A 23,678-nucleotide genomic window follows, 5' to 3' on the forward strand; every position below is an offset into this window, starting at 1 on the left:
CGCCGCGGGGACCCCGCCACGGTGGTGCCGTCATGACCATGACGCCGGGACCTGACACCCCGATCTACGTCATCTCCGTCGCCGCGCAGCTGACCGGGCTGCACCCGCAGACCCTGCGCACCTACGAGCGGATGGGCCTGATCACCCCCGGCCGCACCGGCGGCGGCGGGCGCCGCTACTCCCCGCGCGACGTCGAGCTGCTGCGCTCCATCGCCGACCTGACCGCCTCGGGCATCGGCATCGAGGGCGTCCGCCGCATCCTCGACCTCGAGCACCGCGCCGACGCCCTCCGCGCCCGCAACGAGGAGCTCCAGGCCGAGCTCGAGGCCACCCGCGAGGCCCTGCGCGCCGCCCTGGCCGACCGGGCCGGGCGGCGCACGCCGGAGCGGCTGCCGGCGATCTTCACCCCGACGCCGTCCCGGGAGATCGTGGTCTGGCGGCGCGGCGGCGCCTTCCGCTGACCCCAGACGCACGCTGACCCGTCGTGTATCTACGACGGGTCAGTGGTGGGGTGTGCCAGTGGGGCACCTCAGAGACCGGGGCGTGCCGGTGGTCCCGCTCACCGGTGGTGGGCGGGGTGCGGGGCGTGGTGGTCAGGGTTCGGCGCTGCGGTCGACGACGTACGTCGCGCCGGCGGGGCTGTGCCACTCGAACACGCCGGGTCTGAGCTGGGTGTAGCTCCACCGGCTGTGGGTCTTGGCGCGGTGGTGGCCGCGGCAGAGCCGGCCGAGGTTGGACGACCTGGTCTGGCCGCCTGCGTCATAGGGGATCTGGTGGTCGCGGTCGGTGCGGCGCCTGTTGCAGTACGGGAAGACGCAGCGGTGGTCGCGGAGGTCGACCTGCTCGACCAGGGCCGGGGACGGGGTGTAGCCGCCCGAGGTCAGATCGGCGGACAGGTCGATGACCGGCTTGATGTGGGCACCGGTGGCGAGCCAGGCCGCGACCTGCTCGGCCAGGGCCTGCGCTGCAGCGGGATCGCCGCCCGGGAGGTCGACGACGGGCTTGATCGTCACGCGGGTGCCAGGCTGCCGGCACCAGGAGGCGAGTTGCTCGGTCGTGATCGTGGCGCCTGCCGCTTCGACCACGTCGGAGTCCGAGCGCAGGTGGGCGTAGACAGTGACGCCCCGTCCGGTCGGCAGCTCGAGGTCCAGCGCGAGCTGGGCGCGGGCGATCTCACCGACCGCGAGCGCCCGGCGGGCGTCCCAGGACTCCGTCGACCCCAGCTCACCCAGCTGCGCCGCCACGCTGCTGATGGCGGTGTCGAGGTCGACGGCGTCGGCCAGGTCGAGGGTCCCGGTCACCTCCACGGCCCCGTCGAGGGAGCGGACGTGGCCCAGGTGGACGTCGAAGCAGCGCCGCTCCTCGGCCTCCCGCCGCTGTCGCTCGACCTCGTCGGGGCAGTGGGTGGCCAGGGCGGAGGCGACGGTCCGGTCGACCTGGGCGAAGGTGCACGAGTGCGCCGTCGGCGCCAGCGCCCGATCGACGTCCGCGGCACCGGCGATGGGGAGCTGCTGGGTCTGCTCGGCGATCCGGAACGCCTTCCACACCGGAACCTCCAACGCCACCACCCGAGCCCACAGCCGGGGCAGCCGGTGGCGCAGCTCGAGCGCATTGCCGACGTACACGGCACACGAATCAGGGGAACGGCCGAGGACGCAGGCCAGGTCGTGGGTTTCGAACTCGCTGACCCACGGGCAGCCGGGCCCGCCGAGCTGCAGACCCGGGGTCATCGTGTGGAGCGACGCCTCGGCCTCGGTGACCTCGTGGGCAGCGCACCAGGCGAGTACCGCCACGAGTTCACTCACCTCCATCTGGCGCTTGCCGCGGCAGGCGTCGGCGACCGCGGCGAGGGCCGGGTCGGTGAGGTGGCGGCTGGTCATGTGATGAGACTAGACGCGACCACCGACAGTTACCGCCAGTGTGTTCGATACCGCGAGACGCGTTCTCGCGAGGCCGCGATGCGCCCCAGCATGCCGACGTGTGGGCGCAGCCCGACCATGCCGACCCGATCACTCCTACGATCGTCGTAAGTCTGCGACCTCTAAGTGGCAGGACCCATACTGTCCGCCATGACCGGTCAACGACGCCTGGCGGCCTGCGTCGCGCTTACCGCAGTCCTCTGTGGATCTGGGGCTGACGATCTGGCCCTGGCCGACGACCTCTCGAACCCCGCGTATGGGGTCGAGATGAATGACGGACAGATCCAGTTGAGGATGTGCAAGGTCGAAGCAGGACCTGACGTTTGGCGCATCCGCGCTCGTCTCGTAAACGACGACGAACGCGTCGTGAGGGGCAAGGTTGTCGTGCGCGCCAGGAACTCTGGCGCCAGCATCGACACGTGGAGGTCCCTGCGGGTCGGCCCCAGTGGACGCTCTGCTGGCCGCGTTGAGGTTCCCCGGGTACAGGGTGCGTTCCTGGAGGCCTCGATCTCGTCCGGAGGGGAGCTGGTCGGCCGTTTGATGCTGATCCGGCAGGTCCGCCACTGCTGACGGCTCCGCCCGACCATGCCGCACCACGGGCTCCGCCCGATCATGTCGCGCTGAGCGCTCGCGCATCACGACCGCCCCGATTCCCAAGCGGACGCGTGGTGACCTCGAGACACGCCGCCGCACGGCCTTCCTCGCCCAGCGTCGGCGACGGCGGGGCGTGCAGCGCGAGCGGCCACTCGGACGTCGCGCGATCCGGGGCGCCGACGAGCGACGTGGCCGAGCCGACGCCGCCGCGGAATCGGGCGCAGACGTAGCCGATCGTTACAGTGGCGGGTCCCCGACCAGCCCCAGCCGGCACCTAGATAGAGGAACGACAGCCCCCATGACGCTCGAGGAGCACCGCGTCGCGGTCATCGTCCCCTGCCACAACGAGGAGCTGACGGTCGGCACGGTGGTGCGCGACCTGAAGGCGGCGGTGCCGCACGCCGAGGTCTACGTCTACGACAACAACTCCACCGACCGCACCAGCCAGGTGGCGGCCGAGGCGGGCGCGATCGTGCGCACCGAGACCCGCAAGGGCAAGGGCAACGTCGTACGACGCGCGTTCGCCGACATCGAGGCCGACGTCTACCTGATGATCGACGGCGACGACACCTACGACGCCTCGGCGGCGCCGCGGCTGATCGAGGCGCTGGTCAGCGGCCCGCTCGACCACGTCGTCGGCGTACGCGTGGACACCGACGCGGAGGGCGACGGCAGCTACCGGCCGGGGCACGCGGCGGGCAACAAGGCGTTCAACACCGTCACCACGCTGCTGTTCGGGGAGCAGGTCAGCGACATGCTCTCGGGCTACCGGGCGTTCTCGCGGCGCTACATCAAGTCGTTCCCGGCCAACTCCTACGAGTTCGAGATCGAGACCGAGCTGACGATCCACGCCGCCAACCTGCGGGTGCCGCAGGCCGAGGTGCCGATCGCGTTCAAGGACCGGCCCGAGGGGTCGGAGTCGAAGCTGCGCACGTTCCGCGACGGCTTCAAGATCCTGGGGCTGCTGGCCCGGCTGATGCTGCACGAGCGGCCGTTCCTCGTGCTCGGCGGGCTGGGCCTGCTCAGCACGCTCCTCGGCCTGGCCCTCGGCGTGCCGGTGGTCCTCGACTTCGCCGAGACCGGCCTGGTCGAGCGCTTCCCGACCGCGATCCTCGCCTCGTCGCTGGTCATCCTCGGCGTGCTGCTCGTCGGGGTCGGCATGATCATGAGCAGCGTGCTGCGCAGCACCCGCGAGCAGCGGCGGCTGTTCTACCTGCAGTTCCCGGCGTTCGAGCACGTCGACGCCACCGGCGCCCGGGTGACCCGCTGAACGACCAGCCGTCCGGGCAGCGCAGCCTGATGGAGCGCAGCTCCAGCCGGTACGTCGTCGTCGGGCTCGCCAACACCGCGCTCGACCTGGCCCTGTTCACCGCGCTCGCCGTGGGCCTCGACGTCGCGCCGGTCGCGGCCAACGTCGTCTCCACGATCGTGGTGATGACCATCAGCTTCTTCCTCAACCGGTCGTGGGTCTTCCGCGCCGAGCAGGCCGGCTGGCGCTCCTACGCCGGCTTCGTCGCGGTGACGCTCTTCTCCGGCCTGGTCGTGCAGTCGCTGGTCATCCTCGGTGCCGTCGCGGCCGCCGGCGCGCTCGCGCCCGGCCTGCCCGACGGGCTGGTCACGCCTGGGGCGAAGGTGCTGGCGATGGGGGTCGGGATGGTGTCGAACTTCCTCGGCTACCGCTGGGTGTTCGCTCGTGCGGGGAGCCCCGACGGTCGTCGATCGCCAGCAGCATGAGCACGATCGCCAGGCCGTAGGTGCAGGCCAGCACGTAGCGGCCGCCGGCGCTGAGCGGCGAGACGCCGGCGATGGCCAGCTGCAGCGCGAACGGCAGCGCCCAGAACCACGCCAGGCGCCGGCGGCAGGCGATCGCCCCGGCCAGCAGCAGCACGATCGCCACCGTCCGCGGCCCGTGCGAGACCAGCGGCCGGCAGGCCGAGACCTCGTAGCACCCGTTGGCGCCGTCGCGCACGGCCGCCCGCAGCGTCGCGTTGACCTCGAGCGGCGCGACCTGGTGGCCCTCGATGCTGCGCTCGTAGGCGGGGTTCCACGGCGGGTACCAGTCGGTGCCGCGGTCGGTGGGGTCGAGGTAGCGGTAGGACTTGAGGAACAGCCCGTCGAGCGCGGTGGCGGGGTGGCGGCGGGCGACGTCGAGGACGATGCCGTTGAAGGTGTCCCAGTCCTCCGGCTGCACCGTCTCGTAGCGGAAGCTCGCGGTCTTGCGCGAGAGCGGACCGGTCGACTTCAGCGGGTCGGAGCTCGACGGGTCGAAGCTGGCGACGAAGGCCTCGAGGTCGAAGATCCGCCCCAGGTCGGCGGTCTCCTGGGCGGTCAGCGCGTCGGGGTGCTCGGTGAGCACCAGGGCCAGCACCTGCATCTGCGCGCCCTTGGTCTCGACCGGGTCGGAGGGGATGAGGAGGCCGGCCGAGGTGAGGGCGGCGAGGCTGCCGGTGACCACGACCGCGGGCAGGGCCACCGCGAGCAGTCCGGCGAGCCGGCGTCCGCGCAGCAGGAGCAGGGCCACGGCCTGGGCGAGGAGGACGTAGGAGCCGAACTGGACCGTCGCGGCCATCAGCAGCGAGACGAGCCCGGTCTCGACGTACCAGCGGCGGGTGGGCGGTCCGTCGGTGTGCACGAGCCGGGCCAGCAGGGCCAGCCACCACACGAACGCCGCGCAGAACAGCTGGTTCTTGTGCTCGGCCAGGCTCCAGAGCGGGACGAGCGGCGAGAGCCCCAGCACGACCAGCGCGCCCAGACGCACCCGCGGGCTGGGCACCAGCGACCCCAGCACGTGCAGCGCCCGCCCGAACGCGACCAGGGTGAACAGCGCCGACAAGGCCGAGGCCAGCAGCAGCGCCGGCACCAGGCTGTCGAAGAGCGCGATGCTGGCCGAGGCCAGCGACCCGTAGGCCACCACGAGGTAGAAGGGGTGGTGGTTGGACCACAGCGAGTCGGAGTCGGTGAGCAGGTAGGTCGACGTCGGGTAGTCGACGTACGGCGCCGTCTGGTCGGGCCCGGCCAGCGGCGGGGCCTGGGCGAAGTCGGCGCGGGTCGAGACCCACTCGGTGATCATGTTGGACGGGTCGGGGCTCGGCTGGCCGGGGAACGACGTCGCCAACCACGGCAGCCACAGCACCGCCAGCACCAGGGCCAGCCGCCACCACCGCGCGTAGGCCCACGCGACGCGGTCGTGCACGCGCCCCTCGCGCGGGCCGGCGTCCGGCGCGCCGTGGCGCCACCGGTCGGCCAGCCGGGCCGCGCCGACCACCAGCACGGTGTACGCCGCCAGGCAGGCCACCAGCAGCAGCGCCGCGCGCACCGGGTGGTCGGCGACGTCGCGGGTCAGCAGCAGCCAGGGCGCGTCGGCGGGGGTGAGGTAGCGGTGCACGAGCCCGGCCCAGGTGGCGAGCGAGACGACCGCGACCACGACGCCGCACGTCGCGAGCGAGATCCCCCGCCGGAACCCGCCGGACATGGGGCGGAGTCTAGGAGGCGGCGGGGGAGTGGCCTCGAGACGGGCGCCAGGGCGCCCTCCTCGACCACCGTGTGGTGCGGCCGGTCGTCCGACCGGGTCCCTAGGATGAGCCCGCCATGCGCCGCCTCCTCGTCCTGTCCGCCGCTGCGGCGGCGGTGGCGCTGGTGGTCGTGAGCCCGTTCCTCGGGCGGGCGGACGTGTCGGGCCAGTACCGCCCGCTGCTGCCGCCCGACGGCCTCGCCTCGGGCTGCTACCCGCTGCCGGGCGGGGTGGTGCCCGAGTTCGCCTACGTGCTCCGCCGCGACGGCGACATGCTCTCGGTCGACGGGCTGCGCCGCCGGGCGGTGCTGCACTACGACCGGGTGAGCGGTGCCGAGGCGACGGCGGTCCTCGAGCAGCAGCTCGCCGCGGCCGGGGTCGACGAGCCCGTCACCATCACCACCGAGGACTTCGACGTCCCCGCCGACAGCGTCGTCCGCGGCGAGATGGTCCTCGACCTGCCCGTCGTCGCCCGGCAGCGCGACGAGCCGACCTGCCGCGACGCCAACTCCACCAAGCGCTTCGCCCCCGACCTCGTGGACCGCTCGTGACCCCGGCGACCCGCGCCGGCCGGGTGCTGCTCGGTCTCACCGGGGCCGTGGTGCTCGTCCGGGTCCTCGTCCACGTCGGCGTCGCCGGCGGTGGCCTGGTCGGCGACGAGTCCTACTACGTCGACGCCGCGCGCGCCGTGTCCAACGCGGTGCGCGACCTGGCGTCCCTCCGCGCCCCCGACACCGCCGAGCTCGACCGGATCGCCGTGGGCAGCGGCTGGTTCATGCCGGGCATGTCGGCGGTGCTCACGCCCCTGTTCCTCCTCGTGCCCGACGCCCCGGTGGCGCTGGTGCGCGGCTACCTGCTGCTCGCCTCGACCGGGCTGCTGGCGGTGGCGGTGCTGCGGGTGCGGCGCACGTTCGGCGACGTGGCCGCCGGCGCCGTGCTCGTCTTCCCCGGCCTCGTGCCGACGTACGCCGCCTTCGGCGCGGCCGCGTGGGGCGACAGCGCCGCCGGGCTGGCGCTGGTGGTCGTGCTCTGCCACGCCGTCGAGTCGGTGCGCGACGTGCGCGCCGGCGAGGCCGTCGGGCTGCGCCGCGGGGCGGCGATCGGGGCCTGGGCCATCGCAGCGGTCTACTTCCGCTCCAGCGTCGTCCTGGTGGTGCTGGGCGTGCTCGGGGTGACGTTCCTGGTCACCCTCGCCCTGGCCGGGCGGCGGGGGAGCGGCCGCGTCGTGGCGGCGTACGTCGTCGCGGGGGTCTGCTTCCTCGGCCTGCTCGCCCCGTGGAGCCTCGGCGCGTCGGCCGCGCTCGACGCGCGGGTCGTCACGACGGTCTCGGTGCCGACGGTGCGGGCCAACACCTTCGGCGACCGCGACCGGGTCTGCTTCGGCGAGTGCGACGTCGGCACCAGCATCTGGTTCTCGCCGCTGCGCTACTCCCGCGAGCAGGGCCGGGCCGCCGGCGTGAGCGAGACCGTCGTCGCCGACGAGATGTCGGCCCACGCCCGGCGCGACGTCACCGCGCAGTCCTACGCCCGCGACGTCGGCATCAACACCGGGCGCTACCTCGTCAACCCCTCGCGGTTCGTCACCCTGCTGCGCTGGCCGGGCTCGCCGTACGACGTCGTGCCGGTCGCCGCGGTGCTGACGTGGGCGCTGTTCTACCCGGCGATCGTGGTGATGCTGGTGCTCCTGGGCGCGGTCGGGCGGCGCAGGTTCGACGACGCGCTGCAGCTCGTGCTGCTCAAGGTCGCGGTGCTGGCGCTGCTCGTGCAGCCGTTCGTGCACATCGCCGGCCCCCGCTACTGGACGACCATGGCGCCGCTGCTGGGCCTCGGCGCCGCGCTGCTGTGGCGGCTGCGGGCCGACCGGCGCGCCGACGCGCGTCTCGACGAGGCGGAGCCGGCGGGCGTCGTCCGCGTGCTGCACGCGGCGCAGGTGGCGCTCGGGGTGGGGTTCGCGGCGGTGATCGTCGCGGTGGCCCTGCTCGCCGTGTGACCTGCGGCCGATCTGTGTGCGACCCCGTGTCGCAGGTGTCTGCTTGCCACTAGTCTGCGCGTGGCGGCAACGGCGTCGTCGTGGGGCGGCGGAGGTGCACGTGGACTGGTTGCTCGACCCGGTGCGCACCTGGTTCAGCGAGATCAGCTGGGTCCACTTCGCCACCATCCCGCTCTTCACCGGTGTGGTCGGCTGGCTCATCAACTGGTCGGGCCTGTGGATGCTCTTCGCGCCGGTGCGCTTCCACGGCGTCACGGTGCCGGGCATGCGGGAGCTGTCGTCGGTGCTGCCGCGCAAGGTGCAGGAGGTGCCCGGGGTCCTCCAGGGCGGCATCGGCTGGCAGGGCATCGTGCCGGCGCGGGCGGCCAAGATGGGCAGCATCGCGGTCGATAAGGCCATCGCCAAGCTCGGCACGCCCGGGGAGTTCTACCAGCAGCTCGAGCCCGACCAGATCGCCGAGCACATCGTCACCGTGTTCCGGCCCGAGGTGCCCGACCTCGTCGACCAGGTGATGTCGGCCGAGCACCCGCGGCTGTGGCGCGACCTGCCGCCGGCGGTCAAGGAGGCGGTCTACCACCGGGTGCAGGCGCAGCTGCCGAGCGTGGTCGGCCAGGTCACCACCGAGATCGGCATCCACATCGACCAGCTGCTCGACCCGAAGATCATGGTCATCGACCACTTCCAGGACAACCCCGACCTGGTGGTCCGGATCTTCCGCGACTTCGGCCAGAAGGAGCTCGACCTCATGGTGAGGTTCGGCTTCATCTTCGGGTTCCTGCTCGGCATCCCGGTCGCCGTGGTCGACAGCATCTTCCACCAGGCGTGGATGCTGCCCGTGCTCGGTGTCGTCGTCGGGTGGATCACCAACGCCCTCGGCATGTGGCTGATCTTCGAGCCGACGGAGCCCAAGCGGATCCTCGGCATCACCTGGCACGGGCTGTTCCTCAAGCGCCAGGACGAGGCGGCCGAGGTCTACGCCCAGATCATCGCCGACGACGTCATCACCCTCGAGCGCATCGGCGACTTCCTGCTCGACGGCCCCCGCGGCGACCGCACCCGCCAGATGCTGGCCACCGCCCTGCGCCCCGCGATCGACCTGGCCGCCGGCCCCGCCCGCGGCGCGCTGCGGGTCGCCATGGGCCCGCAGCGCTTCGACCACATCCGCGACTCGGTGGCCCAGGAGGCCGTGGGCCGCACCCTGACGCCGTTCAAGGACCCCGAGTTCAGCGCGCAGCAGGCCGAGAAGATCCGGCTGCTCGTCGCCCGCCGCACCAAGGAGCTCCCGCCCCGGGACTTCGTCGACATGATGCGCTCGGCCATCAAGGAGGACGAGTGGATGCTCTACGCCCACGGCGCGATCATGGGCGCCGCGGGCGGCGCCCTGCACCTGCTGGTCTTCGGCGTCCAGGGCGGCTGACGCAGCGCACGACGTCACCGCACGGTGCACGCGGCGGTGAGGTGGCCTCGAGACGGGACTCCGTCCCTCCTCGACCACCGGGCCACACGGTGGTCGAGGAAGGCGCCCTGGCGCCTGTCTCGAGACCACGCTGCGGTGAGGTGGCCTCGAGACGGGACTCCGTCCCTCCTCGACCACCGTGGGGCCCGGGTCTAGCCTCCTGGCACCGGTGCGCACGCGCCGGTCAGGGAGGGTGGCGATGAGCGACATCAAGGTGCGGCCGGGCCTGGGCGACCAGCTGAGGCGGCGCAAGCCGATCGCGGCGCCGGGCGGCGGGCACGCCGGGCCCGAGCTGAGCCGGAGCTTCGGCACCTTCCAGCTGATGCTGTTCGGCGTCGGCGCGACCGTCGGCACCGGGATCTTCTTCGTGCTCCAGGAGGCGGTGCCCGACGCCGGCCCCGCCGTCGTCGTGGCCTTCCTCGTCGCGGGCGTGGCGGCCGGGCTCTCGGCGATCTGCTACGCCGAGGTCGCCAGCGCGATCCCGGTCAGCGGGTCGACGTACTCCTACGCCTACCACTCGATGGGCGAGCTCGTGGCGATGGTCGTCGCGGCCTGCGTGCTCCTCGAGTACGGCGTCAGCTCGGCCGCGGTGGCGGTGGGGTGGAGCGGCTACTTCAACGAGCTGCTGCAGAACCTCCTCGGCTGGCACCTGCCCGACGCGCTGTCCTACTCGCCGGTCCCCTACGAGGACAACACCACCGGCCTGGTCAACCTGCCGGCCGTCGTGCTCGTCCTCATGTGCATGGTCCTGCTGCTGCGCGGGGCCAGCGAGTCGGCGCGGGTCAACACCGTCATGGTGCTCATCAAGCTCGGCGTGCTCGTGCTCTTCGCCGTCATCGGGTTCACCGCGTTCGAGGCCGACCACTTCGGCGGCTTCTGGGACGCCGGCGCGGCCGGCATCAGTGCCGCCGCAGGCACCATCTTCTTCTCCTTCATCGGCCTCGACGCCGTCTCGACCGCCGGCGAGGAGGTGCGCGACCCGCAGCGCGCCCTCCCGCGGGCGATCATGGGCGCGCTCGTCGTGGTCGTCGCGATCTACGTGCTCGTCGCGGTGGCCGGCGTCGGCGCCCAGCCGACCGAGGAGTTCGAGAGCCCCGAGCAGCAGAGCGCGGGCCTGTCGGTGATCCTGCAGGACATCACCGGCTCCTCCGTGCCCGGCACGATCCTGGCCGCGGGTGCGGTCATCTCGATCTTCTCGGTGACCCTGGTGACCCTCTACGGCCAGACCCGCATCCTGTTCGCGATGGGGCGCGACGGCATGCTGCCCCGGCGCTTCTCCTCGGTGAACCCGCTGACCCTCACCCCGACCTTCAACACCGTCGTCGTCGCGGTCGTGGTGGCCCTCATCGGCGGCTTCGTGCCGGCCGACTACCTGTGGGACACCGTGTCGATCGGCACCCTCATCGCCTTCATCGTCGTCGCCACCGCCGTGCTGGTGCTGCGGCGCACCCAGCCCGACCTCGAGCGGCCGTTCAGGGTCCCGGGCTACCCCGTCACCCCGGTGCTGACCATCGTGGCCTGCGTCTACGTGCTCTCCGGCCTGGCCGCGGTCACCTGGGTCATCTTCGGCACCTGGCTGGCCGTCGTGCTCGGCTTCTACCTGCTGTGGGGCCGCCGCCACGCCGCCCTCGAGCGGGGCGAGGTCGCCGACACGGAGGTGCCCGACGCCGGGGGCCCACGGTGACCATCGTCGTCGGGTACGCCGCCGCCAAGGGTGACGCCGCCCCGCTCCACCTCGGCGCGATGCTGGCCCGCTCGGCCGGCCACGACCTGGTCGTCGTCACCGCGGTGCCCGCGCCCTGGCCGACCCCGCTGGCCCGGGCCGCCGACCGCGAGTTCGAGGCCTGGGCCCGCGACCACGGCGACCGCACCGTCGCCACCGTGACCGGGCTCCTGGCCGAGGTGTGCCCCGACGTGCCCAGCCGCGCGGTGGCCCGTCCCGGCAAGGAGGCCGCGGCCCTGCTCGGCGTGGCCGAGGAGACCGGGGCCGCCCTCGTCGTCGTCGGCTCGGGCGCCGACGGGCCGCTCGGCGGGGTCGTCGTCAGCTCCACCGCCGACCGGCTCCTGCACTCCTCGCCCGTGCCGGTCGCGGTCGCACCGCGCGGGTTCCGGGTGCCGGCCGGGGCCACGGTCACCCGGGCGACCTGCGCGTTCCGCGGCGACGACGCGTCGGGGCAGGTGCTCGAGCGCACCGCCGCGATCTGCCGCGCGGTCGGCGCGGCCCTGCGCGTGGTCACCTTCGCCGTGCGCGGCCGCACGATGTACCCGCCCGAGGTCGACGGCGAGTCCGAGGTGCTCCAGGCCTACGTCGAGCACACCGTCACGGCCCAGCGCGCGGCCGTCGCCGCGCTCGGCGACCTCGCGGGCACCGGGCCGCGGCCGGTCGAGACCGCCGTGGCCACGGGCCGCACCTGGCCCGAGGCCCTCGACGGCGTCGCGTGGGAGCGCACCGACGTGCTCGTCGTGGGCTCCTCGGCGGCCGGGGTGGTGGCGCGGCTGTTCCTCGGCTCCACCGCCACCCGCATCCTGCGGGCCTCGCCCGTCCCGGTGGTCGTGGTGCCCTGACGCGGCGCGGACCGAGGTGGCAGGCTGGGGGCGCACCCGCCCGTCCCGACCACAGTGATCCCCCGGAGGTACGACGACCGATGGCGCGACCGGACCGGTTCCGCGGCCGAGGCCCGACCGACGGCGGCAACGTGCGCCGCGAGCCGCTGCTCCCCGACCTCGCCCCGGCCGCCGAGTCGCTGCCCGGGCTGGCCCGGGTCGCGGCGTCCGCGGCCTGGCACACGGCCGGGTGGGGCGCCCGCACGTCGGCCCGCACCGCGCTGCGCGTGAGCCGGGCCGCGACCAACCGCGACGAGGCCGTGGCGCTGGCCCGCGACGCCGGCGCGGCCATCTCGACCGTCGGTGAGATCGCCCGTGCCGCCTCCGCCGGCACCCCCATGGGCAAGGCCCTGGTCAACGCGGGGGCGACCCTCGGCGGCCTGGTGCCCGAGCCGGTCACCGAGGTCATCAACGGCCAGGTCGTGCACGCCTCGACCACCGCCGTGCCCGCCAGGCCGGCCGAGCCGACGCTGCGCGAGCGCGGCCAGGAGCTGCTCAAGCAGTCGCGCGACGTGTGGAGCACCGAGACCGGCCACCCGGCGTTCGAGCGCATCCTCACCGAGCTCGCGCCCGACGAGGCGCGCATCCTCATGCTGCTGCTCAACAACGGCCCGCAGCCCAGCGTCGACGTCCGCACCGGCGGGCCCGTCGGCATGGTCAGCTCGCAGCTGATCGCGCCGGGCCTGACGATGATCGGCCCGCGGGCCGGCTGCCGCTACGTCGACCAGGTGCCGTCCTACCTCAACAACCTCTTCCGGCTCGGGCTGGTCTGGTTCAGCCGCGAGGCGCTGCGCGACCCGATGGAGTACCAGGTCGTCGAGGCCCAGCCCGACGTGCTCGCCGCGATGCACTCGGTGAAGTTCGCCAAGGTCGTGCGCCGCTCCATCCACCTCACGCCCTTCGGCGAGGACTTCTGCCGCACCTGCCTGGTCGAGGAGGTCGACGCCGACGCGACCTTCCCCGAGCACGGCACGCCGGGCGACGGCGAGGCCGTCGGCCCCAACCTCTAGGTCGCGCCCAACCGGGCTCATCTCAATCGGGGGTGTAGGAGTTGGGGTCTGAAGCCGCCGGTCTCGAGCAGGCTTCGGGCGATGTAGTTGGTCAGGTTGCGGAACCCGAGTGCGGAGCCGCGCAGGTGTTCGAGCCGTCCGCTGAGCGCCTCGGTCGGCCCGTTGCTGGTGCCGGGTCGTTCGAAGTAGGCGAGCACGTCAGCGGCTCGCTTCTTCAGGGTCCGGCCCAGGGTGGTGAGCTCGGTGAGCACCTTGGGGACGCCGGCGCTGAGGTCGGTGATCAGCTTCTCCATGAGCTCGCGTCCACGTTGCCGGTCCTCGTGGCGATAGGCGGCGATCATGCGCTGGTAGACACCCCAGGTCGCCTCGACCTCGACGTGAGCGTCATCAACGAACAGCGCGCGTAGCCTGTCGCTCTGCTTGTCGGTGAGCAGGTCCGCGCCGGTGTGCAGCGTGCGCCGCGACTTGTAGAGCGGGTCGTCCCTGAACCCACGGTGCCCGTGGATCGCGAGTTGGACCCGGCGCCGACACCTGTCGAGGGAGTCACCGGCCAGGTGCACGACGTGGAAGGGATCCATCACCGTGACCGCGTCCGGGATCTCCTCTGCAGCGGCGGTCTCGAACCCGGTGAAGCCGTCCATCGCGACCACCTCGACCGCGTCACGGAAGGCGTCGTCGCGGTCGGCGAGCCAGGTCTTGAACGCCGCCTTCGACCGGCCCTCGACCATGTCCAGCAGCCTTGCTGGGCCGGCGCCATCGCGGACCGGGGTGAGGTCGATGATCACGGTGACGTACTTGTCGCCACGCCTGGTGTGGCGCCAGACGTGCTCATCGACGCCAATGACCTTCACGCCCTCAAACCGCGTGGGATCGTTGATCAGCAGCCGCTTGCCCTCAGCCAGGACCGCGTTGTCGGCGGTTTCCCACGCGACCCCGAGTCCCTCGGCGACACGGGCGACGGTGAGGTGTGCGACCACGATCCCTTCCAGCGCCCACCGCAGCCCGGTGCGCGAGAGCTTCGCGCGTGGCTCCGCCGCGGCGCTGGTGTCTTGGCGCCACACGTGTCCGCAGTCGGCACAGCGGTAGCGGCGCACTACAACTTTCAGCACGGTCGGTCGCCAGCCCAGCGGCTCGTGGGCCAACCGCCGGATCACGGTGTCACGAGCAGCGCCTTCGCTGCCGCACCGTCGGCACCACTGATCTGGTGCCACCACGCGGCACGCGAGGACCGCACGATCCGGTTCAAGTCGTTGTCCGGTCACGCTCAGACCGAGGCCGTCGAGTCGAGCGAAGGCGGTGAGGTCAGGGCGGCCGAAGCCGGCCGGCGGGGTAGCGTCGGACACGTCGAGGTCTTTCGGATGGATGGCGTAGGAACCTCCGTCGTTGGGAGAGCTCGACGACTATCTGCGGACCGACGCGCCCGGCCGACCTACACCGTCATCCGAGAAGACCCCTGAAACGTCTTCGACGACGACGGGACCGGCGAGGAGGAGGGCGCGGTGAGCTAAAGGAATGGAGCTTGCTCGGCTTCGACGCCGCCGCAAGCTCCGGTGAAACGGTCCGGTACTGGTCGGTCGTCGTCGGTCACCACCGGATGGCGGCGTCCCCCACGCTCGGCGTTTGCGCAGGTCAGCGGCTCGTTCGCCCAGTGGGCGCATCAAGCGATAGACGCAGAGCCGACGTGATTAGGTCGTCGATTCGTTTCCGACAGGCGGCTCCGGCGAACAGCCCCTGACCTGCGCAAACGCAGGGCAGGGGCGGTTCGGTTCTGGTGGTCGCGCGATGCGCTGGCCTCACGGCTCTGCCCGACACCGACGTCGCTCTCCTCTGCGACGGACCCCTCGCCGGCTAAGCGCTCGCGGCCGGCATCCTTTCCGTGTGCCGATAGGCCTCGCACCGCTCGGCAACGCAGCGTGGCGTTGCGTCGCGACCTGGCGACGGCTCGGCGGGGCGCGATCGTCTCGTGCGTTGGCGGACTACGGGAGCTTGGACGCGAGGACGTCGGCCGCCAGGATCTCGGGTGCTGCGCCGAGGAGGTGCTGGTTGGCCGTCAGGGCTGCGACGATGGCGCCGTTGGCGTGGGCGTCGCGAGCGGCCTCGTCGGGGAATGCATCGAAGATCCAGAAGGTGTCGGCGTGGGTCCTGACCGCGAACCAGACAATCGTTCCTACTTCTTCGTTGGCGAGCGCGACAGCGCCGGCGAGCAGATCGGCGAGCGCGTCGTGCTGTCCATCGGCCGCGACGATCTTGGCGACGAAGGCATACGGAAGTGATGCGGGTGTGGACATGAGGGGTTCTCCTAGGTGTCGAGGTTTCTTGGTGAAGCGAGTTCAGCGTATGGCGAGCAAGGGCATGTGAGAAGTGGCGTATACGGCAGTGTTGCTATTGTCCGCGCCATGCGTATCGGACTGATCGCGATCGACGGCTGCTTCGGTTCGGCGGTCGCGTCGGTCATCGACATCGTGCGGGTGGCCGACGGAGCCCGCGGCGATGTCGACCCGCGGATCGACCCGATCGAACTCGCCATCCTCGGACCGAAACGGCGAGTGACCACGACGGCATCGATGACCCTGTCGGTGGACCACCCGCTGTCGGAGTCCGCAGAGTTCGACGTGGTCGTCGTCCCTGCGCTTGGAACCCTCACGGCCGCCGCTACCAACGACGCCCTCCAGAGCCGAGATGCTCGTTCGGTCATCGCCTCGCTCGGGCGCCTCGACGACGCGACCACCCGGATCGCCGCGGCGTGCACCGGCGTATTCGCTGTCGCCGAGACCGGACGGATGCATCATCGGCGGGCGACGACCAGCTGGTTCCTGGGGCCGGAGTTCCTGAAGCGCTATCCGACCGTCGCCCTCGATCTCGACACCATGGTCGTGGTCGACGGGAACCTCGTCACCGCCGGCGCCGCCTTCGCCCACATCGACCTCGCGCTCTCACTTGTGCGATCGATCAGCCCCGACCTGGCCCAACATGTCGCCAAGCTCCTCATCATCGACGAGCGCCCGTCGCAGGCGGCCTTCGTCGCCTACGAACATCTCCGGCACGAGGACCCGATCGTCGTCGAGTTCGAACGCTTCGTGCGCGCCCGCCTGGACGAACCGTTCAACGTCGCCTTCGTCGCGCAGTCGCTCGGCACCAGCCGGCGCACCCTCGAACGACGAGTCCGTGCGGCGCTCAACCTCACTCCGCTCGGCTTCGCCCAACGGCTTCGCATCGAACGAGCTCGGCACCTCTCAGCAACCACGGACCTCACCTCCGCCGAGATCGCGCTACGGGTCGGCTACGCGAACGCCGAGACTCTGCGCTCCCTCCTGCGCAGGGAGCGACGCCGTTCCTGACCTATCGCCATGCCTGTAGCCGGTGTCCTAGCGCTCGACTGGAACCACCTCTCAGCACGTCGCGTCGACGCCCCTGCGTCGCCCCTGGACGACCCACTCGACACGCCCGCAGCACAGGCCATGTGACGTGCCCCGGCTTCCCGGACGGTCGGGGTCGGGTGGCTGTGATGTCGCTGCGTTCTCGTCGAGGGGGTCAGCAGACTCGATCAGGGTCGATTGGGATGAGACGCGAAGGCGGTCAGGTCAGGGCGGCCGAAGCCGGCCGGCGGGGTAGCGTCGGTCACGTCGAGGTCTTTCGGATGGATGGCGTAGGAACCTCCATCGTCGGAAAACCTCAACGTCTATCTGCGGACCGACGCGCCCGGCCGACCTACACCCTCATCTGGGAAGAGCCCCCAACCGATCGGTGTCCTCGACCCGTCTGCTCACGACGGACCGGCAGAGGGGAGGCGCTCGTGGCACGCGGGCACGACGGGGAGCTCCGGGCGTTCGCCGCCTCGGCGCTGGCGCCGCTGCGCTCCACCGGCTACCTGCTGTGCGGTGACCGGCACCGCGCCGAGGACGCCGCCCAGGAGGCACTGGTCCGGCTCTACCAGGCCTGGCCGCGGATCGAGCGCCGCGAGGGCCTGCTGGCCCACGCCCGCCGCACCACGGTGCGGATCCTGGTCGACGAGTCCCGCCGGGCCTGGCACCGCCGCGAGCGCGGTGGCGACCCGGCCGCTCAGAGAAGGACTGCGCCATGGTCACCCTCACCGTGCTGCTGTGGGAGCGGCGCCGGCGAGCCGAGGCCGAGGCGGTCGGACGACGCGGCACGTCGCCGCGCCCCCGAGGCCGACGTGCCCGTCGTACGCCGGTAGCGCGGAGCGCGGTTCAGTCGCCGGACGGGACGGTCGCGGTGATGACCGTGCCGTCGGCGCGGCGGGTGCCGGCGGGGTTGGGCGGCTCGCCCTCGATGCGCGGGCCGTGGCCGTCGAGGGCGACGGTGACGGGGGTGCCGGGGGAGACGGTGACGGGCTCGCCGCGGACCCGGAAGGTGAGCGAGCCGGTGCCGTCCTCGACGAGCAGCTCGAGCTCGTCCTCGCGCACCGTGACCCGGACGCGGGTGCCACGCAGGGTCAGCCGGAAGACCAGGGCGTCCCAGCCGTCGGGCAGGCGCGGGTCGAGGTGCCACTGGCCGCGGTCGACGTCGCGGAAGCCGCCGAAGCCGGCGACGAGCGCGTTCCAGACGCCGCCGGTGGAGGCCACGTGCACGCCGTCGGAGGTGTTGGCGTGGCGGTCGGCCAGGTCGACGAACAGGGCGGCGTGGAAGTAGCGCAGCGCGAGGTCGTGGTAGCCGACCTCGGCGGCGATGATCGCCTGCACCACGGCCGAGAGCGTGGAGTCGCCGGTGGTGATCGGGTCGTAGTACTCGAAGTCGGCCTTCTTCTGCTCCAGGGTGAACTCGTCGCCGCGCAGGTAGAGCGCGAGCACCACGTCGGCCTGCTTGAGCACCTGGAAGCGGTAGATGACCAGCGGGTGGTAGTGCAGCAGCAGCGGCCGGTTCGCCACCGGCGTGTTGCCGAGGTCCCACATCTCGCGCTCGAGGAAGTGCGCGTCCTGCGGGTGGATGCCGAGGTGGTCGTCGAAGGGGATGAACATCCCGTCGGCGCACCGCTCCCACTCCGCGACCTCGCCGTCGCGCAGGCCCACACGGGCCTTCATCTCGAGGTAGTTGTCGTGACGGTTCTCCTCGACGAACCGCACCGCCTCGGCCGCCCGGCGCAGGTTGTAGCGCGCCATCACGTTCGTGTAGAGGTTGTCGTTGACGACGGTCGTGTACTCGTCGGGCCCGGTGACGCCGTGGATGTGGAACGTCCCGCCCGCCTCGTCGCGCCAGAACCCGAGGTCGGCCCACAGGCGAGCGGTCTCGATGAGCACGTCCACCGCGCTGCGGTCGAGGAACTCGTAGTCGCCCGTCGCGCCGACGTACTGGCTGAGCGCGAAGGCGATGTCGGCGTCGATGTGGTACTGCGCGGTGCCGGCCGCGTAGTAGGCCGAGGCCTCCTCGCCGTTGATGGTGCGCCAGGCGTAGAGCGCGCCGCGCTGGGCCAGCTGGCGGGCCCGGCGCCGGGCCGACTCGAGGAGGCTGTGCCGGAAGCGCAGCGCGTTGCGGGCCGCCCACGGGTTGGTGAAGGTCAGGAACGGCATCACGTAGATCTCGGTGTCCCAGAAGTAGTGGCCGCCGTACCCCGACCCGGTCACCCCCTTGGCCGGGACGCCCTGCCCGTCGGCGCGCGCGGCGGCCTGGGCGAGCTGGAAGACGTTCCACCGCACGGCCTGCTGCAGTGCCGGCTGGCCGAGGATCTGCACGTCGCTGCGCGCCCAGAAGTCGTCGAGCCAGTCGCGCTGCTCCTCGCGGAGGTCGTCGAGGCCGTAGCGGCGGACCCGGTCGAGGGTGCGCTCGCAGCGGTCGAGCAGCTCGCGGGTCGGCACCACGCGGGCGGTGTGCACCGCGACGGTCTTGGTGAGCCGGATCGTGTGGCCGGGGTGGGCGTCGACGAGGTACGTCGCCCGCAGCAGGTCGTCGCCGCGCTCGACGTCGCGGTGCACGGGGTCCTGGCACTCGAGGTCGTGGTCGACGGCCATCGCGATGGTCATCCCGGAGTTGGCGCACTTGTAGCGCAGCGCCATCCGGTCCTCGGGCCAGTCGTCGGGGATGCTGTCCTGGTCGTGCTGGGGCTGCAGCACCCGGTGGGCGAAGCTCTCGGCCTTGCGGGGGTCGAACCCGGCGGCGGCCTTGGCCATCTCCACCGACGCGCCGCGGTCGGCGTCCTGGCGGTTGATGACCTGGGAGCTGAGGATGACCGGCGCGCCCTCGTCGAGCAGCGTCACCTCGTAGGTGATGACCGCGACGTGGCGCTGGGTGAAGGAGACCATCCGGGTGCTGTCGACCTGCACCCGCTTGCCGCTCGGCGTGCGCCACACGACGTGGCGCGACAGCACGCCCGTGCGCAGGTCGAGGGTGCGCTCGTACTCGACCAGGTCGGCCGTCGACAGCTCGAGCGGCTCGTCGTCGACGTACACGCGGATGACCTTGGGGTCGGGCGCGTTGACGATCGTCTGGCCGACCTTGGCGAACCCGAACGCCTCCTCGGCGTGCTGGATCGGCCAGGTCTCGTGGAACCCGTTGACGAAGGTGCCGTTGCTGGCGAAGTCGCGGCTCTCCTCGTAGTTGCCGCGCAGGCCGAGGTAGCCGTTGCCGACGCTGAAGATCGACTCCGTCGTGCCGAGGTCGGTCGGGTCGAAGCGCGTCTCGACCAGCCTCCACTCCTCGACCGGGAAACGGGTGCGGTCGAGCGGGTCGACCGCCTGCGGCGCGACGTGGCTGGCGCCGTGGCGCTCCTCCAGGAGCGGGTCGACGGTGCTCACGCCTCACCCAGCAGCTCGGCCAGGTCGGAGACGACGACCTCGGCCCCGGCCCTGGTGAGCGCGTCGTGGCCCGCTCCCCGGTCGACCCCGACGACCAGCGCGAAGTCGCCGGCCGCGCCCGCGGCGACGCCGTTGATCGCGTCCTCGACCACCACCGACCGGCCCTCCTCCACGCCCAGCTCGCGGGCCGCCTCCTGGTAGGTGTCTGGGGCGGGCTTGCCCGCGAGGCCCCGCTCGGCCGCAACGCCGCCGTGCACGACGACGGAGAAGTAGTCGGTCACCCCGGCGGTCTCGAGCACGTCGGGGGCGTTCTTCGACGACGACACGATCGCCATCGGGGTGCCCGCCTCCCGCAGCCGGTCGAGCAGCCGCCGCGACCCGGGGTAGGCCTCGACGCCCTCGTCGCGCAGCACCTGCCCGAACGCGTCGTTCTTGCGGTTGCCCAGCCCGCACACCGTCTCCTCGCCGACCGGCTGGTCGGCCGGGTCGCCCGGGTCGCCCTGCGGCAGCTCGATCCCGCGCGAGGCCAGGAAGTCGCGCACCCCGTCGTAGCGGGGCTTGCCATCGACGTGCTCGAAGTAGTCGGCGTCGGTGTAGGGCGCCTGCCCCTTGCGCGTCTCGAGGAAGTCGTTGAACATCTGCGCCCACGCCCGCATGTGGACCTCGGCGGTCGGCGTGATCACGCCGTCGAGGTCGAAGAGGACAGCGCCGTACGTCGTCAGGTCGACGGTCATGACCTCGACCCTAGTGACCGCGCAGGCCCCGGCCTACGTGATGCACGCCTCGGCGCCAGCAGGCCTCAGGCCGTGAGGGCGCGTGCGAGGGCGGCCGCGGTGGCCTCGTCGGCCAGGGCGGCGAAGGTGGCGCCGCCGGCGAGGACGACCTCGACCCGGTGGGTCGGGCCGTCGCCGTCGGACTCGGCGAGGGTGACGTGGTCGATGCGGGCCCGGGCGGCGACGACGCGGGAGCCGGACGACTCGCGCACGACCAGCCGGCGGTCGGTGGCCACCAGGACGAGGTCGTCACCGGCGGTCGCGACGACCTGCTCGCCGTCGGCGAGGAGGGGGCGGGCCCAGTCAGGGGTCGCGGTGGCGCCGGGGGTGGCGGACGCCTGCCCGGGCTGGGCGGCCTGGGCGGCCTGAGACGGCTGCGACGACGGGGACGACGGGGAGGCCTGCGCGGACGACGAGGTGGAGCTCCACGACCCCGGGCCCACCGTCGGCTCGCCGTGGGCGGGGGAGGCGGCGTGCTGCCCAGCGTAGGCGTCGTACGACGGCTGGTGCTGCTGGCCCTGCTGGCCGTGCTGGTGCTGCTGGCCGGCCTGGCCCTGCTGCGCGGCCTGCCCGGGGGCGGGCGGGAGCGGGTCGTTGCTGACCTGGCCCTGGTCGGAGACGTGGTCGGTCCACGATGCTCCGTCCCAGTAGCGCAGCTCGTGTCGTCCGCCGGGGTCAGGGTGCCAGGCCGCGTCCATGGGTCCAGGGTGGCAGGTCGGGCGTGACGGCGTGCGGCAGGATCACGGACGTGGACGACCAGGCGGGCCGCACGGCGCCGGACGAGGCGGCGCGCGAGCTGGTGCTGGAGCGGTTCCCGCAGGACGGCGACGTCCGACCTCGACCTGGTCGGCTGGTCGCCTGCGCCGACGGGGTGCTCGACGCGGTCGGTGGCCGGCTCCGGGCGGGCTTCACGAGGACTGCCCCCGCAGTCGACCAGGCCGCCGCCCAGGCCGCCGCCCAGGCCGCCGCTCAGGCGGCCGGCAGCGTGATGGTGAAGACGGACCCGCCCTCGGGGAGCGGGGCGTAGGTCACCGCGCCCCCCTGGGCCTGCGCGAGGGTGCGGACGACGTACAGCCCGAGCCCGGTGCCGGTGGCCACGGCGCCCTGGGCGCGCGCGAACTCCGAGAACAACCGTCCGGCGAACTCGGGCGGGACGCCGTCGCCGTGGTCGACCACGTCGATCGCGACCTGCGCGCCGTGCGGCCGCACGTGCACGGTGTAGGGCTCGGCGCCGTACTTGTGGGCGTTGCTCAGCAGGTTGGTCACCATCTGCTCGAGCCGGAGGGGGTCGGCCCGCACCTTGCGGGAGTCGTCGACGACGACGTCGACGTCCCACCGGTCGTCGACGGCGCCCTGGACGACGACGCGGGGGTCGACGTCCTGGACGTCGACGCGCAGCGTGCCGCGCTGGATCTGGGCGGTGGTGAGCAGGTCGGCGGTGATCCGGTCGAGGATGCGCGCCTGGCGGGCCACGGAGCCGAGGAGGCGCTGGTTCTGCTCCGGCGTGACGCCCTCGCCGCCCTCCCACGACAGCGTCTCGGCGATGCCGCACAGCACCGCGACCGGGCCGCGCACCTCGTGGGCGGTGGTCGCGATCGCGCGGCGCAGCAGGCCGACGTCCTCGGCCGTGGAGTCGAGGTAGACGATCACCGACCAACCCGTACGACGCAGCGAGGCCTTGACCCGCCCGCCCGGCACCGAGGTCTCGAACGTCGCATCGGCGTCGAGCCGGTGGAAGGAGACGAGGGCGGCCAGCTCGGGCGCCACCGCGCTGAGGGGGGTCCCCGGCGTGTCGGTGCCGACCAGCCGGGCGCCGACGGGGTTGACGTGCACCACCCGGAACATCGGCTCGTCGGCCACCTCCACGACGCCGTACGGCGCCATGCGGAGCACCTCGAAGGCCGAGGCCGCGCCCTCCGGCACGACCGGGCCCGCGTCGGGCCCGGGGCCGCTGGCGACACCGCGACCGCCGGCCCCGGCCGCGGCGCCGGCGACCTCGGACGGGGCGTCGAGCAGGTCGGCGTGCGGGACGGCGGGGTCCGGGTCGGAGGCCGGGACGACGGTCAACCCGCGGACGGGGCGGCGCGCGTCGCCCGCGATGTCGCGGACGTAGTCGAGGATGGTGTTGAGCGGGGCCCCCTTCTGGACGTACCCGTCGGCCCCGGCGGCGACGGCCCGGGCCGACATCTGCTGGGCGCCGAACCCCGACAGCACGACGATCTTGGCCTGCGGGCACAGCCGGCGGATCGAGGGCAGCGCCTCGATGCCGTCCTTGACCGGCATGGCCAGGTCGAGCAGCACGACGTCGGGCCGGTGCAGCCGGACGGCGTCGATGCCCTGGGCGCCGTCGCCGGCCTCGCCGACGACCTCGAACCCGCCGCGGGTCAGCGCGATCCGCAGCAGGTCACGCAGGTCGGGGGTGTCGTCGATGATGACGACCGTCAGCGGCTGCGTGCGCGGCTCGGGCCTCATCCGCGGTCACCACCCGGTGGGGCGCCGTCGACCGCTCCCTCGACCGTCGCGGCCGAGCTGCGGAGCAGCTTGATCGAGAAGTGCTCGCTGCCCAGCAGGTCGGTGATCATCCGGCTCGCGGACGCGATCGAGCTGTCGAGGGCCTCGCGGGCCCGGTCGACGTCGTCGAGGTCGAGGGCCATCTTGGACACCACCAGGCCTTGCAGCACGGAGTCGTTGAGCTCCAGGGCCTGCTGCTCGCGCTTGCGCAGGTCCTCGAAGAGCGCGGCGCCCTTGACCATCGAGGCGTAGCTGCGGCGCAGCGACCAGTAGTACAGCGCCACGGCGGCGCCGACGATGTCCCACACGGTCAGGGGCCAGCCCCACGCCGCCCGCATGGCCAGCCCCCGCTCGTCACCGGCGACGAACGTCGGCATCAGCATGTGCACGGCGTGGGTGCCGTGGTGGACGGCACAGGTGAAGAAGATCGCCGCGGTCGCGGCCCCGAGGGGGTTGGAGCGCAGCTGTCCGCTGCGCGCGAGGGGGACGACGATCGCGAAGCTGATCAACAGGTACGCGACCATGATGGTGGCGTTGGCCGCCATCCCGATCTGCCAGGTCATG

The 23,678-nt window shown here is 72.6% G+C and carries 21 protein-coding genes; 12 read left to right on the top strand and 9 right to left on the bottom strand.

The genetic code is table 11. The annotated features are described in order from the left end of the window. The first annotated feature begins 38 nt into the window (after positions 1 to 38). The gene (locus tag FJQ57_RS16390) at positions 39 to 461 is read left to right on the top strand and encodes a heat shock protein transcriptional repressor HspR (RefSeq protein WP_246081862.1); all 423 of its coding nucleotides are present in this window, start codon (positions 39 to 41) and stop codon (positions 459 to 461) included. Positions 462 to 593: 132 nt separating this feature from the next. Here FJQ57_RS16390 and FJQ57_RS16395 read toward each other — a convergent pair whose 3' ends face one another. Continuing rightward, positions 594 to 1,880, bottom strand: a complete 1,287-nt coding sequence (locus FJQ57_RS16395; RefSeq protein WP_139982401.1) for an HNH endonuclease — start codon at positions 1,878 to 1,880, stop codon at positions 594 to 596. 931 nt (positions 1,881 to 2,811) lie between these two features. Here FJQ57_RS16395 and FJQ57_RS16400 point away from each other — a divergent pair. Next, positions 2,812 to 3,783 carry a glycosyltransferase gene (locus FJQ57_RS16400; RefSeq protein WP_139982404.1) on the top strand — a complete coding sequence of 324 codons (972 nt, stop codon included), beginning with the start codon at positions 2,812 to 2,814 and terminating at the stop codon, positions 3,781 to 3,783. A 29-nt stretch (positions 3,784 to 3,812) separates the two neighbouring features. Then, positions 3,813 to 4,247 (top strand): GtrA family protein, encoded by a 435-nt coding sequence (locus tag FJQ57_RS16405; RefSeq protein ID WP_139982407.1) that lies wholly within the window; start codon positions 3,813 to 3,815, stop codon positions 4,245 to 4,247. Here FJQ57_RS16405 and FJQ57_RS16410 read toward each other — a convergent pair. Beyond that, complete coding sequence (locus FJQ57_RS16410; RefSeq protein WP_139982410.1) at positions 4,129 to 5,985, bottom strand: DUF6020 family protein; 1,857 nt, start codon at positions 5,983 to 5,985, stop codon at positions 4,129 to 4,131. The genes FJQ57_RS16405 and FJQ57_RS16410 overlap by 119 nt on opposite strands. A gap of 116 nt (positions 5,986 to 6,101) precedes the next feature. On the opposite strand from FJQ57_RS16410, the gene FJQ57_RS16415 reads away from it, so the two are divergent. From FJQ57_RS16415 to FJQ57_RS23045, 6 genes are all read left to right on the top strand, one after another. Further along, positions 6,102 to 6,575, top strand: coding sequence for a hypothetical protein (locus FJQ57_RS16415; RefSeq protein ID WP_139982412.1), 474 nt, complete (start codon positions 6,102 to 6,104; stop codon positions 6,573 to 6,575). Further along, the gene (locus FJQ57_RS16420) at positions 6,572 to 8,014 is read left to right on the top strand and encodes a hypothetical protein (RefSeq protein ID WP_139982414.1); all 1,443 of its coding nucleotides are present in this window, start codon (positions 6,572 to 6,574) and stop codon (positions 8,012 to 8,014) included. The genes FJQ57_RS16415 and FJQ57_RS16420 overlap by 4 nt, the downstream gene beginning before the upstream one ends. A gap of 100 nt (positions 8,015 to 8,114) precedes the next feature. After that, the gene (locus FJQ57_RS16425; RefSeq protein ID WP_246081863.1) at positions 8,115 to 9,431 is read left to right on the top strand and encodes a DUF445 domain-containing protein; all 1,317 of its coding nucleotides are present in this window, start codon (positions 8,115 to 8,117) and stop codon (positions 9,429 to 9,431) included. 238 nt (positions 9,432 to 9,669) lie between these two features. Next, positions 9,670 to 11,154 carry an amino acid permease gene (locus FJQ57_RS16430; RefSeq protein WP_139982416.1) on the top strand — a complete coding sequence of 495 codons (1,485 nt, stop codon included), beginning with the start codon at positions 9,670 to 9,672 and terminating at the stop codon, positions 11,152 to 11,154. Next, positions 11,151 to 12,035 (top strand): universal stress protein, encoded by an 885-nt coding sequence (locus FJQ57_RS16435; RefSeq protein WP_139982418.1) that lies wholly within the window; start codon positions 11,151 to 11,153, stop codon positions 12,033 to 12,035. The genes FJQ57_RS16430 and FJQ57_RS16435 overlap by 4 nt, the downstream gene beginning before the upstream one ends. 80 nt (positions 12,036 to 12,115) lie before the next feature. After that, positions 12,116 to 13,084 (top strand): Abi-alpha family protein, encoded by a 969-nt coding sequence (locus FJQ57_RS23045; RefSeq protein WP_211349006.1) that lies wholly within the window; start codon positions 12,116 to 12,118, stop codon positions 13,082 to 13,084. Positions 13,085 to 13,101: 17 nt separating this feature from the next. Here FJQ57_RS23045 and FJQ57_RS16445 read toward each other — a convergent pair whose 3' ends face one another. Both FJQ57_RS16445 and FJQ57_RS16450 read right to left on the bottom strand, forming a co-directional pair. Further along, positions 13,102 to 14,427, bottom strand: coding sequence for an ISL3 family transposase (locus FJQ57_RS16445; RefSeq protein WP_139982420.1), 1,326 nt, complete (start codon positions 14,425 to 14,427; stop codon positions 13,102 to 13,104). A gap of 633 nt (positions 14,428 to 15,060) precedes the next feature. Next, positions 15,061 to 15,372, bottom strand: coding sequence for a putative quinol monooxygenase (locus FJQ57_RS16450; RefSeq protein WP_114332294.1), 312 nt, complete (start codon positions 15,370 to 15,372; stop codon positions 15,061 to 15,063). A 108-nt stretch (positions 15,373 to 15,480) separates the two neighbouring features. Between FJQ57_RS16450 and FJQ57_RS16455 the strand changes: the two genes are divergently transcribed. After that, positions 15,481 to 16,422 carry a GlxA family transcriptional regulator gene (locus tag FJQ57_RS16455; protein ID WP_139982422.1) on the top strand — a complete coding sequence of 314 codons (942 nt, stop codon included), beginning with the start codon at positions 15,481 to 15,483 and terminating at the stop codon, positions 16,420 to 16,422. A gap of 455 nt (positions 16,423 to 16,877) precedes the next feature. After that, the gene (locus FJQ57_RS16460) at positions 16,878 to 17,279 is read left to right on the top strand and encodes a sigma factor (protein WP_211349008.1); all 402 of its coding nucleotides are present in this window, start codon (positions 16,878 to 16,880) and stop codon (positions 17,277 to 17,279) included. Between the two features lie 13 nt (positions 17,280 to 17,292). Here the strand turns inward: FJQ57_RS16460 and FJQ57_RS16465 are convergent, their stop codons facing one another. From FJQ57_RS16465 to FJQ57_RS16475, 3 genes are all read right to left on the bottom strand, one after another. Then, positions 17,293 to 19,830, bottom strand: coding sequence for a glycoside hydrolase family 65 protein (locus FJQ57_RS16465; protein WP_425465430.1), 2,538 nt, complete (start codon positions 19,828 to 19,830; stop codon positions 17,293 to 17,295). Beyond that, complete coding sequence (locus tag FJQ57_RS16470; protein ID WP_139982426.1) at positions 19,827 to 20,564, bottom strand: HAD family hydrolase; 738 nt, start codon at positions 20,562 to 20,564, stop codon at positions 19,827 to 19,829. The genes FJQ57_RS16465 and FJQ57_RS16470 overlap by 4 nt, the downstream gene beginning before the upstream one ends. Positions 20,565 to 20,629: 65 nt before the next feature. After that, the gene (locus FJQ57_RS16475; RefSeq protein WP_139982428.1) at positions 20,630 to 21,301 is read right to left on the bottom strand and encodes a DUF2510 domain-containing protein; all 672 of its coding nucleotides are present in this window, start codon (positions 21,299 to 21,301) and stop codon (positions 20,630 to 20,632) included. 50 nt (positions 21,302 to 21,351) lie between these two features. Here FJQ57_RS16475 and FJQ57_RS16480 point away from each other — a divergent pair, with 50 nt between their 5' ends. Next, a complete protein-coding gene (locus tag FJQ57_RS16480) occupies positions 21,352 to 21,630 on the top strand; it encodes a hypothetical protein (RefSeq protein ID WP_139982430.1) in 279 nt (92 codons plus the stop codon). Here the strand turns inward: FJQ57_RS16480 and FJQ57_RS16485 are convergent. Together FJQ57_RS16485 and FJQ57_RS16490 are read right to left on the bottom strand one after the other, a co-directional pair. Further along, the gene (locus FJQ57_RS16485; RefSeq protein ID WP_139982432.1) at positions 21,573 to 23,075 is read right to left on the bottom strand and encodes an ATP-binding response regulator; all 1,503 of its coding nucleotides are present in this window, start codon (positions 23,073 to 23,075) and stop codon (positions 21,573 to 21,575) included. The two genes, FJQ57_RS16480 and FJQ57_RS16485, sit on opposite strands and share 58 nt — an antisense overlap. Then, positions 23,072 to 23,677, bottom strand: a complete 606-nt coding sequence (locus FJQ57_RS16490; RefSeq protein ID WP_139982434.1) for a hypothetical protein — start codon at positions 23,675 to 23,677, stop codon at positions 23,072 to 23,074. Before FJQ57_RS16490 ends, FJQ57_RS16485 begins: the two co-directional genes overlap by 4 nt. Position 23,678: the final 1 nt, after the last annotated feature.

Source organism: Nocardioides litoris, assembly GCF_006346315.1.
Classification (GTDB): domain Bacteria; phylum Actinomycetota; class Actinomycetes; order Propionibacteriales; family Nocardioidaceae; genus Nocardioides; species Nocardioides litoris.